This is a genomic window from Pseudomonas sp. Leaf48 (assembly GCF_001421885.1).
Taxonomy (GTDB): Bacteria; Pseudomonadota; Gammaproteobacteria; order Pseudomonadales; family Pseudomonadaceae; genus Aquipseudomonas.
The window spans coordinates 102,556-117,530 of sequence record NZ_LMLH01000029.1 but is presented as its reverse complement, the minus strand read 5'-3'; the positions used below and the strand labels follow the sequence as shown (position 1 = coordinate 117,530).

Genomic DNA, 14,975 nt, shown 5'->3' with positions numbered 1-14,975 from the left:
GTTTACTCCTCTGCCCCGGCAGCTGAATGCGAATCCATGTCCGTAGCGGCCACTTCTTTCTCTTTCTTCTCGTGCTTCACTTTCGGACCTGGTTTCATGCCTTCGTACTTGTCGACGATGGTCTGGAACAGGTTCGGTGTGACCGAGGAGTAGAGCTCGACTGGGTTGTTCTGGCTCTGCTTGGCAAGGGCTGCGTATTCAGCTTGTTCAAGCTGTTTAGGTGCCTTTTTGACTTCACTGACCCAGGCGTCGAAATCTTCCTGGGAAGTTGCGATCGCTTTGAATTTCATACCGGTGAAACCGGCGCCGCTGTAGTTGGCGGAGATGCCGTCCATTTCAGCGTTTTCGTTGGCGATCAGGTGCAGCTTGGTCTGCATGCCCGCCATCGCGTAGATCTGGCCACCCAGAGCAGGGATGAAGAACGAGTTCATCACGGCGTCGGAAGTGATCTTGAAGTTGATCGGGGTGTGCGCCGGGAACACGATCTTGTTGACCGTGGCGATGCCTTGTTCCGGGTAGATGAACAGCCACTTCCAGTCCAGCGCGACCACTTCGATGGTCACAGGCTTGACGTCGGATTCCAGTGGCTTGTACGGGTCAAGGGCGTGGGTCGACTTGTAGGTGACGTAACCCAGGGCAATGATGATCAGTACCGGAACAGCCCACACCGCGATCTCGATCTTGGTGGAGTGGTTCCATTTCGGCGTGTAGGTAGCGCTGGTGTTGGACGCGCGATATTTCCAGGCGAACAGGAAGGTCATGACAATGACCGGAACCACGACCAACAGCATCAGCAGCGTTGCGGTGATGATCAGGTTTCGCTCGTCCAGACCAACCTGGCCCTTGGGATTGAGCAAGGTCATGTTGCAGCCTGACAGCAGCAACGTGCCGATCAGCGGCAATAAGCCTAGTAGTCTGGGGTACCTGTTTTTACTCATCTCACGACCTCTAAAGCAGCTTGCGCAATGCAGTTGGGTTTTGATCGCCAACACTTCACCCTGCCAAGGGTTGGCATTTTTCTTGGATTGAATAAGGGCCTGCCCGTCGTGGCGTCAGACGCGTTTCGACAAATCCTGGGCCTGCGTTGAGTTCTTATTCGAATTCGTGGTCAAAGGCCTTGTTACAGACCAATTCCATTTGGTGCGGGTAGTTGGCGGCACCGACACCGGGGGTCGCGTGAAGCTCTCGACACCCTGTCCCGCTCAGTACCTGATCAAGGATTGAGCAGTGCCGGGAATTCAGTGCGGGCGATTGTAGATATGTAGCGTTTTATAAACCATGTCTCATCCCGAAATAATTTTTATCCGAAGCGGCAACAATCATTCGCCGATCTCGTAAAAGTCGCGCATCTTATCGAAATAAATTCTCAACAAAAACACCAAAATAAGTAGGTCTACCCCCGGCATTTCAGACAGTATCGACGCAACTTCCATTGCCCTCGACCTTGCCGCAAGCCCGATATGACAAGGGCTCTGGCCATTCGCCAGACCTTGTTAAAACTGCCTGTTCCAGCTCGACGTGGTGGAAGTCGGCAACGGCCGGAACAGGCTGATTGGGTGACTCGATCACCTGCTGATCCGGCTTCATGAAATGACCTGCGACCTTTTCGCTGTGACAACGTGTCGCACACGTGTCGCACCCCTGACTGTCACGCATCACGGTCTTTTTACCGGGCATGTGAAATGCAAAAACGCCCCGCTCCTCTCATCGAGGACCGGGGCGTTTTTTTGTCCGACAATGGCTGCCGGCAGATGAACTCAGCGCAGCGCTTTACGGTTACGCGAGGTCAGTAGCGGCACCAGAATCACGATCAGCACGAAGGCCAACAGTGCCCACTGCGCCAGCGACAAACCGAGGATGGGTGGATAGGGCGTGGAGCAGAAGCCGTCGACCTGGAAACCCAGCGGGAAGATCTTCGCCAGCGGCAGGCCGTCGACTATCGGTTGCAGCACATCGATGCCACAACTGATCGCCGGATAGAACTGCGTATAAACGTGATGCCCGGCCACTGCGACACCCGCCAGAGCGCAAATCACCACCAGGGTTTCAAAAATCGTGATGCTGCGGCGCGAACGCATGGCGGCGCCGACGAAGGCAAAAATGGCGATCAGCAGCAATGCGTACCGTTGCAGGATGCACAGCGGGCAAGGCGCCTCGCCCAACACAATCTGCATGTACAACGCGCCACCGATCAGTGCCAGGCAAATGATGCCCAGCAACACCAGATAGCGTCGTTCACGCCCCAACCGCATGGTTTCCTCGCTCATCGCGTTTCCCTTCAATATATCGATTGCCCGCCAGTCTACACGCTGGCCATGACCTTTGAGAGCCTGGAGCGTGTCGGGGGATTTGGGGGAATAGACGATAAGCGGGTTAAGAAGGGATTAACTTTCAAAGGTTTTTCACAAGTTGAAAACGCGGTGCGGCATTCGCGAGCAAGCCCGCTCCCACATTGGATTGACGCCGGACACAAAACTTTGTGTTCACCGCGATCAGTGTGGGAGCGGGCTTGCTCGCGAAGCTGGCGACTCGAACCCCGAGTCACCTCGCTACTTACTCCAGCGCCGAAGCCGGCCCGAAGAACTCGTAACGGCTCTGTTTCTCCGGCACACCCAAGGCCTTGAGGTGGCGCTTGATCGCGCCCATGAAGCCCTTCGGCCCGAGGAAGTACGCATCCACATCGCGCTCTTGCGGCAACCATTCGTTCAACTGTTGCTGGCTCAGCAATCCAACCTTGTGCGCCGCCGGGCTCACACCGTCATCCTCGGCATAGCAATAGAAGCGCTTGAGTTGCGGATGACGCTCGGCCAGCCCGTCGATCCAGTCGCGGAACGCATGAACGCTGCCGTTGCGCGCGCAGTGAATGAAATGCACTGGACGCTCGGTTTGCAATGCCGCTTCGAGCATCGCCAGGGTTGGCGTGATGCCGACTCCGCCGCTGATCAATACCAGGGGTTTGTCGCTGGCAGTCAGGACAAACTCACCCGATGGCGGAAACAACTGGATGCTCGCACCGACCGGCAACTGATCGTGCAGATAGTTGGAGGCGCGGCCACCGCTTTCGCGCTTGACGCTGATGCGGTACTGGCCTTTGCTCGCCAAGGCCGACAGTGAATAGTTACGACGGATTTCCTCTCCATCGAGGAACAGTTTCATGCCGATGTACTGGCCCGGTTCAGCAGCGAGAATCGGTCCTTTGTCAGCCGGCTCGAAGTAGAACGAGGTGATTTCCGCGCTTTCCTCGACCTTGGCTGCAACGATGAAATCCCGCGCTCCACGCCAGCCGCCGGGTGCCTGCGCTTTCTGGTCGTAAATGCTGCCTTCGGCACCGATCAGAATGTCGGCCAGTTGACCGTAAGCTGCACCCCAGGCTGCAATCACTTGCGGCGTGGCAATTTCATCGCCCAGCACTTCGGCGATTGCACGCAGCAGGCAGCTGCCGACAATCGGGTAATGCTCCGGCTGGATCTGCAGGGCCACGTGCTTGTTGATGATCTTGGCCACCAGATCACCCAGTTGATCGAGCTGATCGATGTGGCGCGCATACATCAGCACGCCGTTGGCCAGGGCGCGCGGCTGATCACCGCTAACCTGGTGGGCCTGATTGAACAATGGGCGCACTTCAGGGTATTCGCAGAGCATCATGCGGTAAAAGTGCGTGATCAACGCTTCGCCACCGCTTTCCAGCAGCGGGACAGTGGATTTGACGATGGCACGGTCTTGGGCGCTCAGCATAAAGTGACTCCAGGTTTCTTGATTGCTAACTGATTGCCCTATACTTATCAGCTTCCGTGCCAACTATTTTACTGTTTAAAATCAAAAGCTTAGTATCAATATAGTCATTTAGACACAGACTGCTTTATAGTCATACCGACTACATGGAGTCACTATGACTGCAAAATCCCTGCTGACCGCACTGCTGCCTCTGGTCTCTGACCTGTCCCGTGAACTCCCCGAAGGCGAGCGCTATCGCCGCTTGCTCGAAGCCATGCGCGCCCTGCTGCCATGCGATGCTGCCGCGCTGCTGCGTCTCGATGGCGAATGGCTGGTGCCGCTGGCCGTCGATGGCTTGAGCACCGACACCCTCGGCCGGCGCTTCAAAGTCAGCGAACATCCGCGCTTCCAGGCACTGCTCGGCAGCCCTGGGCCGACGCGCTTCGCTGCCGACAGCGAGTTGCCCGACCCTTATGACGGTCTGGTCGATGGCCTGGATGATCATCTGGAAGTGCATGATTGCATGGGTTGCCCACTGTTTATCGACGAGCGTCCATGGGGCCTGCTGACCCTCGATGCCCTCGACCCGGAGCGCTTCGAACCGATCGAACTGGACGCTCTGCAAGCCTTCGCCAGCCTCGCCGCCGCCACGGTCAACGCCGCCGAGCGCATCGAACGCCTGGCCAATCGCGCCGAAGACGAACACCAGCGCGCCGAGGTGTACCGCCAGGCCAGCGGCCAGCAGAGCCGCGAGATGATCGGCCAGAGCAAGGCCCACAAACGGCTGGTGGAAGAAATCAATCTGGTCGGCGGCAGCGATCTGACCGTGCTGATCACCGGGGAAACCGGGGTGGGCAAGGAGTTGGTGGCCCAGGCCATTCACGCCGCCTCGGCCCGCGCCGACAAACCGATCATCAGCCTCAACTGTGCCGCGCTGCCGGACACTCTGGTGGAGAGCGAGCTGTTCGGCCATGTGCGCGGTGCCTTTACCGGGGCGATGAACGACCGGCGCGGCAAGTTCGAACTGGCCAATGGCGGCACGCTGTTTCTCGATGAAGTCGGCGAATTGTCATTGACCGTGCAGGCCAAGCTGTTGCGCGTGCTGCAAAGCGGCCAACTGCAGCGACTGGGTTCGGACAAGGAGCATCAGGTCGACGTCCGCCTGATCGCGGCAACTAACCGCGACCTGGCCGAGGAAGTGCGCAGCGGCCGTTATCGTGCCGACTTTTATCACCGCCTCAGCGTCTACCCGTTGCTGGTGCCGGCGCTGCGCGATCGCGGGCGTGACGTGTTGCTGCTCAGCGGTTATTTCCTGGAGCAGAATCGTTCGCGCATGGGCCTCAACAGTCTGCGCCTGGGTAGTGATGCGCAAAACGCACTGCTTGCCTATGACTGGCCGGGCAATGTTCGCGAACTGGAACACCTGATCGGCCGCAGCGCCCTCAAAGCGCTGGGTAACTGTAAGGAGAGACCGAAGATTCTAAGCCTGAGCGCCGCGGATCTGGACTTGCCCAATGGCAGCGTTGAAGTCACCGCACAGCAGCCTGCAGCGCCTGCGATGACGCTGGTAACGGGAGACTTGCGCGAGGCCACCGAGAACTATCAACGCCAAGTGATCGCCGCGTGCCTGGAACGGCATCACAACAACTGGGCTAGTGCCGCGCGTGAACTAGGCCTGGATCGCGCGAACCTGGGGCGCATGGCCAAGCGCTTGGGGATGAAATGAATCCCCCTGTGGCAAGAGGGCATGCTGTGGAATGGGGGTTGCTGTGGAACGGGGCTTGCTGGGAATTGGGGCTTTCTGTGGCGAGGGGGCTTGCCCCCGTTCGACCGCGAAGCGGTCGCAAAGGCTGGGGAGCGCTTCGCACTCCGACGGGGGCAAGCCCCCTCGCCACAGAAGGCTCCCTGACCACAGAAGGCTCCCTGACCACAGAAGGCGTCGTGACCACAGCGAGCGCCCTCACAACAGAAAGCCCCATTGCCACAGGTAGACTGATTGCATTAAAGCCTGCCCCCAACAAGTCGATAACCCGGCATCGATAGCCGTTGGCCATCCCGGGATTGCCCGCCACCTTTCTCAACAGAAGGTTCATATGACCGCCACCAAAGCCCGCGCAGACTCACTGTCGCTTCTGCTGTTTACCTTGCGCAGCGGCAAGCTGATGGCGATCAACCTGCTCAAGGTCAGTGAAATCATTCCCTGCCCGCCGCTGACCAAGTTGCCGGAGTCGCATCCTCACGTCAAAGGCATCGCCACCCTGCGCGGAGCGTCGCTGTCGGTGATCGACCTCAGCCGCGCCATTGGTGAGCGCCCGCTGGAGGACCCGAACGGCGGTTGCCTGATCGTCACCGATGTCAGTCGCTCCAAGCAGGGGCTGCATGTTCAGGCAGTCAGCAAGATCATCCATTGCCTGACCACCGACATCCGCCCGCCCCCCTTCGGTTCCGGCGGCCTGCGTTCGTACATCACCGGTGTGACCTCGGTCGATGGCAACCTGGTGCAAGTGCTGGATATCGAAAAAGTCATTCACGGCATCGCCCCGGTGCAGATCGAGATGGCACCCACCGAACTGAGCATGGAGGACGCCGAGACGCTCGGCAGTGCGCGGATTCTGGTAGTCGATGACAGCCAGGTCGCACTGCAACAGTCGGTGCACACCCTGCGCAACCTCGGCCTGCAATGTCATACCGCCCGCAGCGCCAAGGAAGCCATCGACTGCCTGCTGGACCTGCAAGGCACCGCCAATCAGATCAACCTGATTGTCTCGGACATTGAAATGTCGGAAATGGACGGTTACGCCTTTACCCGTACCCTGCGTGAAACGCCGGACTTCGCACACCTCTATGTATTGCTGCACACCTCCCTCGACAGCGCGATGAACGCAGAGAAAGCGCGCGTGGCCGGGGCGAATGCGGTACTGACCAAGTTTTCTTCACCCGAGTTGACCCAGTGCCTGATCACCGCAGCCAAGGCCGTTGCCGAGCAAGGTTATTGAGTCTTGGCCGGAGAATTTTGCTGGCTGATGCGGCGCGACCTTACTGACGTCGTGCCGCAAGCCATCTGGCCAGCCGGCGTGCAGTTGACTCAATATCACTCTGCCCTCGCCGCTGCCGTGCACCAACTGATGGAGCTCGGCCATCGGCAAGGTGGTGGTCGCGTTCCGGCGCTGGACGCCTGGCAACAGCGGTTCGAAACCGACCCCGAATACGACCCGTCCCTGTGTTTCATTGCTCTGGACGCCGAGGGCGTGGTTGCCGTGTGCCAGTGCTGGACCAGCGCGTATATCAACAATCTGGTGGTGCATCCGCGGGCTCAACGACAAGGTTTGGGCCGCGCGTTGCTGCTACAGGCGTTCAAGACGTTTCAACAACGCCGGGAGGGTTTCGTGGATTTGAAGGTGCTGGAAGACAATCAACGGGCGCAGCGATTGTATGAAAGTGTCGGGATGCGCGTGGTTCGCCGGGAGGCGGTGCCGGTCTGATACATCGCCTTCGCGATCAGGCTCGCCATGACGGCCTTACAGATACCATCCCACCATCAGGCATACTCACCCCTTGGACCGCACCTGCCCAAGGACTCCTGAACCATGAAAGCCGCAACCCTGAGCCTGCTCTGCATCGCCGCCCTCGCCCATCAGGCCAGCGCCTCCAGCCTTGACGCCTGGGCCGCCTACGACAAGACAGTACTGGCCAGTTGCACCAAGGCCAGCGGCCTGAAGAATGCCAACCCCGTCGGCAACCCTGCGCAGTTCGATGATCGCGTCGGTTATACCGCGCTGCTGCTCCAGGGCCAGTACCCGCAAAAACACATGAAAGGCGCGCAAGGTACCGAGCTGTGCCTGTACAGCAAAAAGAGCAAAACCGCGTATGTCACCGAATGGGACTCTATCCGGCCAACTGCCAAGGCACAGTGAAGGGTGCATGACATGCTTCGATGCCAGTATTTGCGGCGGCATTAGTCGCCGCAGTCACCGAGCAACCTGAAACCTAGCGCTTGCCCATCGAACGACGAGTCCCGGGAGGTGCCATCCCCGGAGTCTTGGTGTGGCCGTTCTTGGCGCCGTTCTTGTACCACGGCTGGTTGGAGTTCTTGGCCGCTGCCAGCTCGCCGGGCTTGAACGGGAACTTGAACGCCGGGATCGCAGCTTCGGTTTCGCTGTCTGCGCTGGAGTCGACGCTGTCTGGCAGCTCTGCCTGGGCGACGCTGGATGCGTCGGCTACCGGCGGTTGTTTCGGGGATGTCATGAAAGCTCCGGGTGGTGCATAAATGTCGGGCCCGATCAGCGAGCCGCGAAAGGCGCCAGTATAACGGATCGTGAGCGACAAGCCTCTAGCGGCAAGTTTAAAGCCGCTCCCTTCACCGTGACTTGCCGCTTGTAGCTGCCGCCGGGCGAATGTTAGCGTGCTCAGCATTCTCCGCCCGACGAGCCCGCCTCATGAAAAAGACCGTCCTGGCTTTCAGCCGCGTCACTCCCGAAATGGTCGAACGCCTGCAACAAGACTTCGACGTCATCGTGCCGAATCCGAAAAACGGTGACATCAACGCTCAATTCAACGAAGCCCTGCCTAATGCCCATGGCCTGATCGGCGTGGGTCGCAAACTCGGTCGCACTCAGCTGGAAAACGCTACCCGCCTGGAAGTGGTTTCCAGTGTCTCGGTGGGCTACGACAACTACGATCTGGCGTACTTCAATGAACGCGGGATCATGCTCACCAACACGCCCGACGTGCTCACCGAAAGCACTGCGGATCTTGCCTTCGCACTCTTGATGAGCAGCGCCCGTCGCGTCGCGGAACTCGATGCCTGGACCAAGGCCGGCCAATGGCAAGCGACCCTCGGCGCACCGCTGTTCGGTTGTGATGTGCACGGCAAGACCCTGGGCATCGTCGGCATGGGCAACATTGGTGCGGCCATTGCCCGACGCGGTCGCCTGGGCTTCAACATGCCGGTCATTTACAGCGGTAACAGCCGCAAGACCGAACTGGAGCAGGAACTCGGCGCGCAATTTCGCAGCCTCGATCAACTGCTGGCCGAGGCCGACTTCGTCTGCCTGGTTGTACCCCTCAGCGAAAAGACCCGACATCTGATCAGCCATCGTGAACTCGCGCTAATGAAGCCGAGCGCCATTCTGGTGAACATTTCCCGTGGGCCTGTAGTGGATGAACCGGCCCTGATTGAAGCGCTGCAAAACAACCGGATCCGTGGCGCCGGGCTTGACGTCTATGAAAAGGAGCCGCTGACCGAGTCGCCTCTGTTTCAGCTGAAAAACGCCGTAACCTTACCCCACATCGGCTCGGCCACCCATGAAACCCGCGATGCCATGGCCAACCGTGCCCTGACTAACCTGCGCAGCGCCTTGCTGGGCGAACGACCGCAGGATCTGGTTAATCCGCAAGTGTGGAAAGGCTGATTGAACGAAGGCACGTCCTGCTGGACGTGCCACTTTACAAATCAATAAACAACCTCAACCAACCACTGTGCACAACACAGTTAGAGACATAACTTGCAAAGCACCCCTTGGCCCCTCCCTTCTAAAGCCCTATAAACTCCGAACATCGATAAATCCATCGCCGCATATTCGGAGCACACAACATGCACCATTTCACCAGCGCCTACGTGATAAGGCGAAGCAAAGTTTTAATTGTTTTCATGGCGACACTATTCGGACTAACTACTCTTGCCAACAACTTCACCGACTACTCTGCCTATGCAGAGTTCATTGGTAATGTCCTCAGCATGACCAATACCGAAGGCAACGATTCCAGGCGCCACAGGGCCGTTACCTCGGGCCTTTTTCATCACCGATTGTACTGGGCCATCATTACGCTCGAGATAATTTTCACCTTTTGTCTGTTACTGGGCACCCTTCAACTCCTGCACAAGCTCAATGCACCGCGCAGAGAATTCAATGAAGCAAAAAAATTTGCAATAATAGGTTTCGCTACAGCAATCTTCACCTACCAAACCTTTTACTCAATCATTCTTAATGAATGGTTCGACATGGCTTTCGCCCCTCACCATACCGGTTATGAGTGGGCCAGAAACAATATTGAATATATGTTCCTGGGATTAATACTCCTCACCTTGCCAAGGGACAGTTAAATAGTTTCAGGCCAGTTTTTCCGCCGTGGAATTGACGCCGGCCCTGGGCTTGCGAAACACCAGCACATTACCCGACATCACCATCAGCAGCCCCACCAGTGCCGGCGCCGTCCATTGGTAACCTTCGGCAAATGCCGAGACATTGAGCGCCACCACCGGAAACAGCACGGTGCAATAGGCGGCACGTTCAGGCCCCATGCGCCCGACCAGGGTCAGGTAGGCCGTGAAGCCGATCACCGATCCCGGAATGACGAGGTACAGCAACGAGCCGATGTAGCGCGTGTTCCATTCCATATCGAATGGAATACCTTTGACCAGGCACCAGACCGACAGCATCGCCGCGCCGTAGGCCATCCCCCAGGCGTTGGTAGTGAGCGGCTTGAGGCCCGCCTTCTGCTGCAGGCTCGACAAAATGTTGCCTGCCGAGAAGCACAAGGTGCCACACAGTGCCAGGCCGAGCCCCAGAAGAGTTTCAGGGCTGGCGGTGTGCCCTGCCAGTTCCGGCCAGAACAGTAACCCAAGGCCCAGCAGACCCAAGGCACCGCCCATCAGTACGTTGCGTGCAATTCTCTGGCCGAAAAACACCCGCGCATTAAGAGCGTTCCATAGTGTGGCGGTGGAAAACACCACGGCCACCAGGCCACTGGGAATCCACTGGCTGGCGGTGAGAAAGCACATGAAGTTGACGCAAAACAGGCACAGCCCCTGGGCCAGACAAATCAAATGCCCACGCCGGTTCATCACTTGCAGGCGCCGGCTTAGCAGCAGCATCACGAACAGCACCAGCGCGGCGAGGCCGAAGCGATAGACGATCGACACCGGAATGGCCACCACACCCAGCTGCCATTTCAAGGCGATCCAGGTGGTGCCCCAGATCAAGACGGTCAACAGGTACAAAGAAAGGTTCATGACACAGGCTCCTCAATAGGAGCCCAGTGTCCTGCGATGGGCTTGGGCGCACTTGCATAATCTTGCGCATTTGTCAGGTGACGGGCTGGCAGGTGATCGACTACAGAGTAGGATGCAAGGCGTTGGAGAGAACCGATCATGGCCGCACTGGACACCTTGCAAGTCTTTCAAGCCCTCAACAGTTCGCCGAATGCTCGTCTCGAGCACAGTGCCGAGCTCGGTGACGGCTTGTCCGCAGCCTTGTGGAGCAATCATCACGATGCCAGGGATTACGAAGCTCCCAGCCACCACACCCTGTCCTGCTACCTCTCCGGAGGCACCGGCACCTTTCGCCGCGACCAGCCCGGCAAAAAGGGCGCCCCGGACAAGCTGTGCATCCTGCCCGCCGACCACCAGTCAGGCTGGGTGATCAACGGCGACATTCGCCTGGCTCACCTGTATTTCAGCCCACAACAGTTTGCCCTTGGCTGCGTCACCCTGCTCGATCGCGAACCGCGTGAGGTACAACTTCGTGAGCAAACCTTTCTGGAGGACCCTCAACAGGCATTACGTTTTCGGCAGTTGATCGCCCTCAACTGGGACGAACCGGCGGAGCGCCTGCTAACCAGCAGCCTGGCTCATGAAATGCTCAGTCATGCCCTGCTCAGCCAGGTCGGCGTGCGTCAAGGTCTGCGCCTCAAGGGTGGCCTGGCCGCACACCAGCGTCGGCACTTGATTGAGTTTATCGACAGCCAACTGGCTGAAGCTCTCAGCCTGGGCCAGTTGGCCGCGCTGTGCGCGCTATCGGAATACCACTTTGCGCGAATGTTCCGCGAAAGCTTCGGCTTGCCGCCGCACCAGTATGTGTTGGCGCGACGCTTGAGCCGGGCGCGGGATTTGCTGCGCACAACAGTGCAGCCGCTGGGAGATATTGCCCTGGCCTGCGGATTCTCCAGTGCCAGTCATTTTACCAACCGGTTTCGTCAGGCTCTGGGCGCGGCTCCGGGGGAATATCGGCAGGCGTTTGTGCGTTAACCCGCAATTGCTTGTTCGAATCGCCCGCAACGCGGTACAAACAAAACGGGCCTGCGATTGCAGGCCCGTTGTTTTCAGGTGAAAGACTGGGGGAAGGTAAAATGAATCAGCTGTCAGCCGTTAAGCGCAGCCTGCTCGTTCTCCAGAAACTCTTCTTCCAGCAGCTGATCGGCATGGGCGCCACTCTCGATGGGCACCACACTAGCTCGCTTGCCGCGTAATTTGCCGAACATATGTTCCAGCGCATGTTCGAGTTTGGTCGCCGCGCCGTCGATCGCCTGCTCCATGGTGGAGGCTTTATGGGTGACGGAAATCGGTTGATGGCCTTTTGGCCGCGCTTCCAGCTGGCAGCGCATATCGTGAGGACCGGGCTTGTCGCCGTTCTCGTCCCGCAGGTGAACCTCAACCCGGGTCAGATCCTCTTCGTAACGTTCGAGCGTGCTCTCAATGGTAGTACGTACCCACTCCTCCAGTCGTTTACTGCCTTGAATATGGTTATCGCTATTGACTTGGATTTGCATAGTTCATCCCTTATTTCAGCTAGCTCGCGAGAGGCCGGTCAGTTAGCCCTTGGGCGTCATCACCGTGACCTCTTACTTACACAATCGGTCTGTACGCTGAACATTTCAACCCCTGAAAAAAGATAAATATTCATACGCAAAAAAAGCCGGACAAAGGGCAAAAGCGCTGCTAAGGTCGGGAGTTGGGTCGCACCACTTGTTGATGCGAAATCCTCACATCTGCTGCTCGCCCAACGGGTGCAGACCGCGAAAAACCCCCGCCTCCTCTACCAGCCAGTCATGCACCGCGCGCACGCCCGGATGGCTCAGTGCCCCCGGGGCATACAGCAGCATGTAACGTTTGTGGTTGGGTACCGCCAGGCCAAACGGCACGATCAACGCGCCGCGCTCCAGCTCATCATTGAGCAGCGTTCGCCGGGCAATCGCCACGCCCATCCCGGCGATGGCCGCTTCGATCGTCAGGTGATTGCGGTTGAAGGTATGTCCGCGCCGTACATCGGCCCCCTCGAAACCGATGGCATTGAGATAGAACTCCCACTCCGCGTACTCGTAACTGCCGCGCCAGGCAGTGATGTCGTGCAACAAGGGAAAATGCATCAGGTCGGCAGGGCCGTGCAGCGGTGGGCGGCCACGCAACAGACTCGGCGCGCACACCGGAAAGATCTGCTCATCGAGCAAGGCTGTGGATAACAGGCCCGGGTAACTGCCATCGTTCAGATCGATCGCCAGATCGAAGTCCCCTTCGTGCAACGGCACGCTGCTGTCCTCGGCCACCAGGCGCAACTGGATATCCGGGAAGCGCTGCTGCAGGCGCGGCAGGCGCGGGGTCAACCATTTGCTCAGAAAGGAGGGAATCGAGCGCACGCGCAAAATCCCGCTGATCATGCCCGCGTCCAGCCGCCGCAGTTCCGCGTCGATGCTGCCATAGGCCTCGTTGACCGTAATGGCCAGTCGCTGTCCTTGAGCGCTCAGCTCCACCCCACGGGCCCGTCGATGGAAAAGGCGAAACCCCAGACGCTCCTCCAGTTGACGGATCTGCTGGCTGACCGCCCCCGGTGTGATGTGCAGTTCTTCGGCACAGCGGGTGAAGGACAAGTGTCGCGCGGCACAGGCAAACACGTTGAGCCAGACATAAGTCTGGGCGTGTAATTGACGGCTCATCGTTTAGTCCTGCTAAAGGATGTCTTAGGAATTGTCGTTGGTCATGGAAGACCTTGGCAGGCAGTATCGCCGAAATTGCGCTTGTCCTACACAAATGGCAGCGATTCCTCTTCCATTGCTTGTATAGGGTTTAGCATGGCTATCAGTGTTTTCGATCTATTCAAAGTCGGCATCGGTCCGTCCAGTTCCCACACCGTGGGCCCAATGCGTGCTGCCGCAACCTTTGCCCAAGCCCTGATAGATCAAGGATTTCTGGCCGACGTGCGACGGGTACAAATCCGCCTCTACGGCTCCCTGTCGGCAACCGGCGTCGGCCACGCGACAGACCGTGCCTGTGTCATGGGCTTGATGGGCGAATGGCCGGACAGCATAGATCCTGGCACCATCGACGGGCGCATCCAGGCCCTGCGCGAAACGGGCGAACTTTATCTGGCAGGCCAGGCAACCATTGCCTTCAACTGGCAACGCGATCTCCTGCTGCTCGACGAGAGCCTGCCCTACCACCCCAATGCCATGTCGCTGACAGCCTTCGGCGAAACCGGGGAACTGTTCGAGCAAACCTATTACTCGGTGGGCGGTGGTTTCATTATCGAAGCGGCCGAGGCGGCCTCAGGCAAGGCGCCGGGCAATGAAGTCGAATTGCCGTACGATTTTTCCAGCGCTGCTGAATTGCTCAAGCTATGCAACCAGCACGGCCTGCGAGTTGGCGAACTGATGATGGCCAACGAACGCGCATGGCGCAGCGAGGTGCAGATCCGCCAAGGCCTGCTGCACATCTGGTCGGTAATGCGCGAGTGCGTCGAGCAAGGACTGCGTCACGAAGGCATCCTGCCCGGCGGCCTGAATGTTCCTCGTCGGGCGGCGAAACTGCACCGCAGCCTGCTGGAAATCGGCAAGCCAAATGTCATCACTTCGACCTTGTCGGCGATGGAGTGGGTCAACCTGTTTGCCCTGGCCGTGAACGAAGAAAACGCCGCCGGCGGGCGCATGGTCACGGCACCGACCAACGGCGCGGCGGGGATCATTCCGGCGGTGTTGCACTACTACATGAAATTCAATGCGGATGCCTCGGACGATGACGTCGTTGCCTTCCTCCTGGGTGCGGCAGCGGTCGGCATTCTGTGCAAGAAAAATGCGTCGATCTCCGGCGCCGAAGTCGGATGCCAGGGCGAAGTCGGCTCCGCCTGCGCCATGGCTGCCGCCGGACTTGCAGAAGTGCTCGGCGCCACGCCTGAGCAATTGGAGAACGCCGCCGAAATCGGCCTGGAACATAACCTCGGCCTGACCTGCGACCCGGTCGGCGGGTTGGTGCAGGTACCGTGCATCGAGCGCAACGCGATCGCTGCGGTGAAGGCAATCAATGCCACGCAGATGGCCCTGCGCGGCGACGGCAAGCACTTCATTTCCCTGGACCGGGTCATCCGTACCATGCGTGATACCGGCGCCGACATGCATGACAAATACAAGGAAACTTCCCGAGGCGGCCTGGCGGTGAACTGGGTGGAGTGCTGACCGCTTTGGTGGCATACCGCTGTTTACTGCCCTGAATCGGG

The 14,975-nt window shown here is 58.8% G+C and carries 15 protein-coding genes; 8 read left to right on the top strand and 7 right to left on the bottom strand.

The features are described 5' to 3' along the window. Positions 1 to 2: 2 nt before the first annotated feature. The 3 genes from cyoA to hmpA form a co-directional block, all read right to left on the bottom strand. Positions 3 to 938, bottom strand: a complete 936-nt coding sequence (gene cyoA, locus ASE98_RS19920; RefSeq protein WP_060543045.1) for a ubiquinol oxidase subunit II — start codon at positions 936 to 938, stop codon at positions 3 to 5. An 819-nt stretch (positions 939 to 1,757) separates the two neighbouring features. Next, complete coding sequence (locus tag ASE98_RS19910; RefSeq protein WP_060543043.1) at positions 1,758 to 2,267, bottom strand: disulfide bond formation protein B; 510 nt, start codon at positions 2,265 to 2,267, stop codon at positions 1,758 to 1,760. A 286-nt stretch (positions 2,268 to 2,553) separates the two neighbouring features. Beyond that, on the bottom strand, positions 2,554 to 3,735 hold the full coding sequence (gene hmpA, locus ASE98_RS19905; protein WP_060543042.1) for an NO-inducible flavohemoprotein: 1,182 nt from the start codon (positions 3,733 to 3,735) through the stop codon (positions 2,554 to 2,556). A 154-nt stretch (positions 3,736 to 3,889) separates the two neighbouring features. Here hmpA and norR point away from each other — a divergent pair, with 154 nt between their 5' ends. The 4 genes from norR to ASE98_RS19885 all read left to right on the top strand — a co-directional run bounded on the left by norR (position 3,890) and on the right by ASE98_RS19885 (position 7,628). Next, positions 3,890 to 5,440: a nitric oxide reductase transcriptional regulator NorR gene (gene norR / locus ASE98_RS19900; RefSeq protein ID WP_060543041.1), complete on the top strand. Its 1,551-nt coding sequence runs from the start codon at positions 3,890 to 3,892 to the stop codon at positions 5,438 to 5,440. A 367-nt stretch (positions 5,441 to 5,807) separates the two neighbouring features. After that, entirely contained in the window at positions 5,808 to 6,710 is a 903-nt protein-coding gene (locus ASE98_RS19895) for a chemotaxis protein CheV (protein WP_060543040.1), read from the top strand. Positions 6,711 to 6,737: 27 nt separating this feature from the next. Further along, the gene (locus ASE98_RS19890; protein ID WP_060543039.1) at positions 6,738 to 7,196 is read left to right on the top strand and encodes a GNAT family N-acetyltransferase; all 459 of its coding nucleotides are present in this window, start codon (positions 6,738 to 6,740) and stop codon (positions 7,194 to 7,196) included. A 105-nt stretch (positions 7,197 to 7,301) separates the two neighbouring features. Continuing rightward, the gene (locus tag ASE98_RS19885; protein ID WP_060543038.1) at positions 7,302 to 7,628 is read left to right on the top strand and encodes a hypothetical protein; all 327 of its coding nucleotides are present in this window, start codon (positions 7,302 to 7,304) and stop codon (positions 7,626 to 7,628) included. Between the two features lie 73 nt (positions 7,629 to 7,701). Here ASE98_RS19885 and ASE98_RS19880 read toward each other — a convergent pair whose 3' ends face one another. Next, positions 7,702 to 7,959 (bottom strand): hypothetical protein, encoded by a 258-nt coding sequence (locus ASE98_RS19880; RefSeq protein WP_060543037.1) that lies wholly within the window; start codon positions 7,957 to 7,959, stop codon positions 7,702 to 7,704. Between the two features lie 191 nt (positions 7,960 to 8,150). Between ASE98_RS19880 and ASE98_RS19875 the strand changes: the two genes are divergently transcribed. Both ASE98_RS19875 and ASE98_RS19870 read left to right on the top strand, forming a co-directional pair. Beyond that, entirely contained in the window at positions 8,151 to 9,125 is a 975-nt protein-coding gene (locus ASE98_RS19875; RefSeq protein WP_060543036.1) for a 2-hydroxyacid dehydrogenase, read from the top strand. A 182-nt stretch (positions 9,126 to 9,307) separates the two neighbouring features. Continuing rightward, positions 9,308 to 9,817, top strand: coding sequence for a DUF2165 family protein (locus ASE98_RS19870; protein WP_060543035.1), 510 nt, complete (start codon positions 9,308 to 9,310; stop codon positions 9,815 to 9,817). 6 nt (positions 9,818 to 9,823) lie between these two features. On the opposite strand, the gene ASE98_RS19865 is transcribed toward ASE98_RS19870, so the two are convergent. Further along, entirely contained in the window at positions 9,824 to 10,726 is a 903-nt protein-coding gene (locus ASE98_RS19865) for a DMT family transporter (protein ID WP_060543034.1), read from the bottom strand. A 138-nt stretch (positions 10,727 to 10,864) separates the two neighbouring features. On the opposite strand from ASE98_RS19865, the gene ASE98_RS19860 reads away from it, so the two are divergent. After that, entirely contained in the window at positions 10,865 to 11,740 is an 876-nt protein-coding gene (locus ASE98_RS19860) for an AraC family transcriptional regulator (protein WP_060543033.1), read from the top strand. A 113-nt stretch (positions 11,741 to 11,853) separates the two neighbouring features. Here ASE98_RS19860 and ASE98_RS19855 read toward each other — a convergent pair whose 3' ends face one another. Together ASE98_RS19855 and ASE98_RS19850 are read right to left on the bottom strand one after the other, a co-directional pair. Further along, positions 11,854 to 12,261, bottom strand: a complete 408-nt coding sequence (locus ASE98_RS19855) for an HPF/RaiA family ribosome-associated protein (protein ID WP_060543032.1) — start codon at positions 12,259 to 12,261, stop codon at positions 11,854 to 11,856. A 213-nt stretch (positions 12,262 to 12,474) separates the two neighbouring features. Continuing rightward, positions 12,475 to 13,422, bottom strand: a complete 948-nt coding sequence (locus tag ASE98_RS19850) for a LysR substrate-binding domain-containing protein (RefSeq protein WP_060543031.1) — start codon at positions 13,420 to 13,422, stop codon at positions 12,475 to 12,477. A gap of 135 nt (positions 13,423 to 13,557) precedes the next feature. Between ASE98_RS19850 and ASE98_RS19845 the strand changes: the two genes are divergently transcribed. Next, on the top strand, positions 13,558 to 14,934 hold the full coding sequence (locus tag ASE98_RS19845; RefSeq protein WP_060543030.1) for an L-serine ammonia-lyase: 1,377 nt from the start codon (positions 13,558 to 13,560) through the stop codon (positions 14,932 to 14,934). Positions 14,935 to 14,975: the final 41 nt, after the last annotated feature.

Excerpts from the sequence above, each read along its gene's own strand:
- ASE98_RS19865 (WP_060543034.1), bottom strand. The coding sequence starts at position 10,726 with ATGAACCTTTCTTTGTACCTGTTGACCGTCTTGATCTGGGGCACCACC.
- norR (WP_060543041.1), top strand. The coding sequence starts at position 3,890 with ATGACTGCAAAATCCCTGCTGACCGCACTGCTGCCTCTGGTCTCTGAC.
- ASE98_RS19860 (WP_060543033.1), top strand. The coding sequence starts at position 10,865 with ATGGCCGCACTGGACACCTTGCAAGTCTTTCAAGCCCTCAACAGTTCG.
- ASE98_RS19875 (WP_060543036.1), top strand. The coding sequence starts at position 8,151 with ATGAAAAAGACCGTCCTGGCTTTCAGCCGCGTCACTCCCGAAATGGTC.
- hmpA (WP_060543042.1), bottom strand. The coding sequence starts at position 3,735 with ATGCTGAGCGCCCAAGACCGTGCCATCGTCAAATCCACTGTCCCGCTG.
- ASE98_RS19870 (WP_060543035.1), top strand. The coding sequence starts at position 9,308 with ATGCACCATTTCACCAGCGCCTACGTGATAAGGCGAAGCAAAGTTTTA.
- ASE98_RS19895 (WP_060543040.1), top strand. The coding sequence starts at position 5,808 with ATGACCGCCACCAAAGCCCGCGCAGACTCACTGTCGCTTCTGCTGTTT.
- cyoA (WP_060543045.1), bottom strand. The coding sequence starts at position 938 with ATGAGTAAAAACAGGTACCCCAGACTACTAGGCTTATTGCCGCTGATC.
- ASE98_RS19855 (WP_060543032.1), bottom strand. The coding sequence starts at position 12,261 with ATGCAAATCCAAGTCAATAGCGATAACCATATTCAAGGCAGTAAACGA.
- ASE98_RS19845 (WP_060543030.1), top strand. The coding sequence starts at position 13,558 with ATGGCTATCAGTGTTTTCGATCTATTCAAAGTCGGCATCGGTCCGTCC.
- ASE98_RS19850 (WP_060543031.1), bottom strand. The coding sequence starts at position 13,422 with ATGAGCCGTCAATTACACGCCCAGACTTATGTCTGGCTCAACGTGTTT.
- ASE98_RS19880 (WP_060543037.1), bottom strand. The coding sequence starts at position 7,959 with ATGACATCCCCGAAACAACCGCCGGTAGCCGACGCATCCAGCGTCGCC.
- ASE98_RS19885 (WP_060543038.1), top strand. The coding sequence starts at position 7,302 with ATGAAAGCCGCAACCCTGAGCCTGCTCTGCATCGCCGCCCTCGCCCAT.
- ASE98_RS19910 (WP_060543043.1), bottom strand. The coding sequence starts at position 2,267 with ATGAGCGAGGAAACCATGCGGTTGGGGCGTGAACGACGCTATCTGGTG.
- ASE98_RS19890 (WP_060543039.1), top strand. The coding sequence starts at position 6,738 with ATGCGGCGCGACCTTACTGACGTCGTGCCGCAAGCCATCTGGCCAGCC.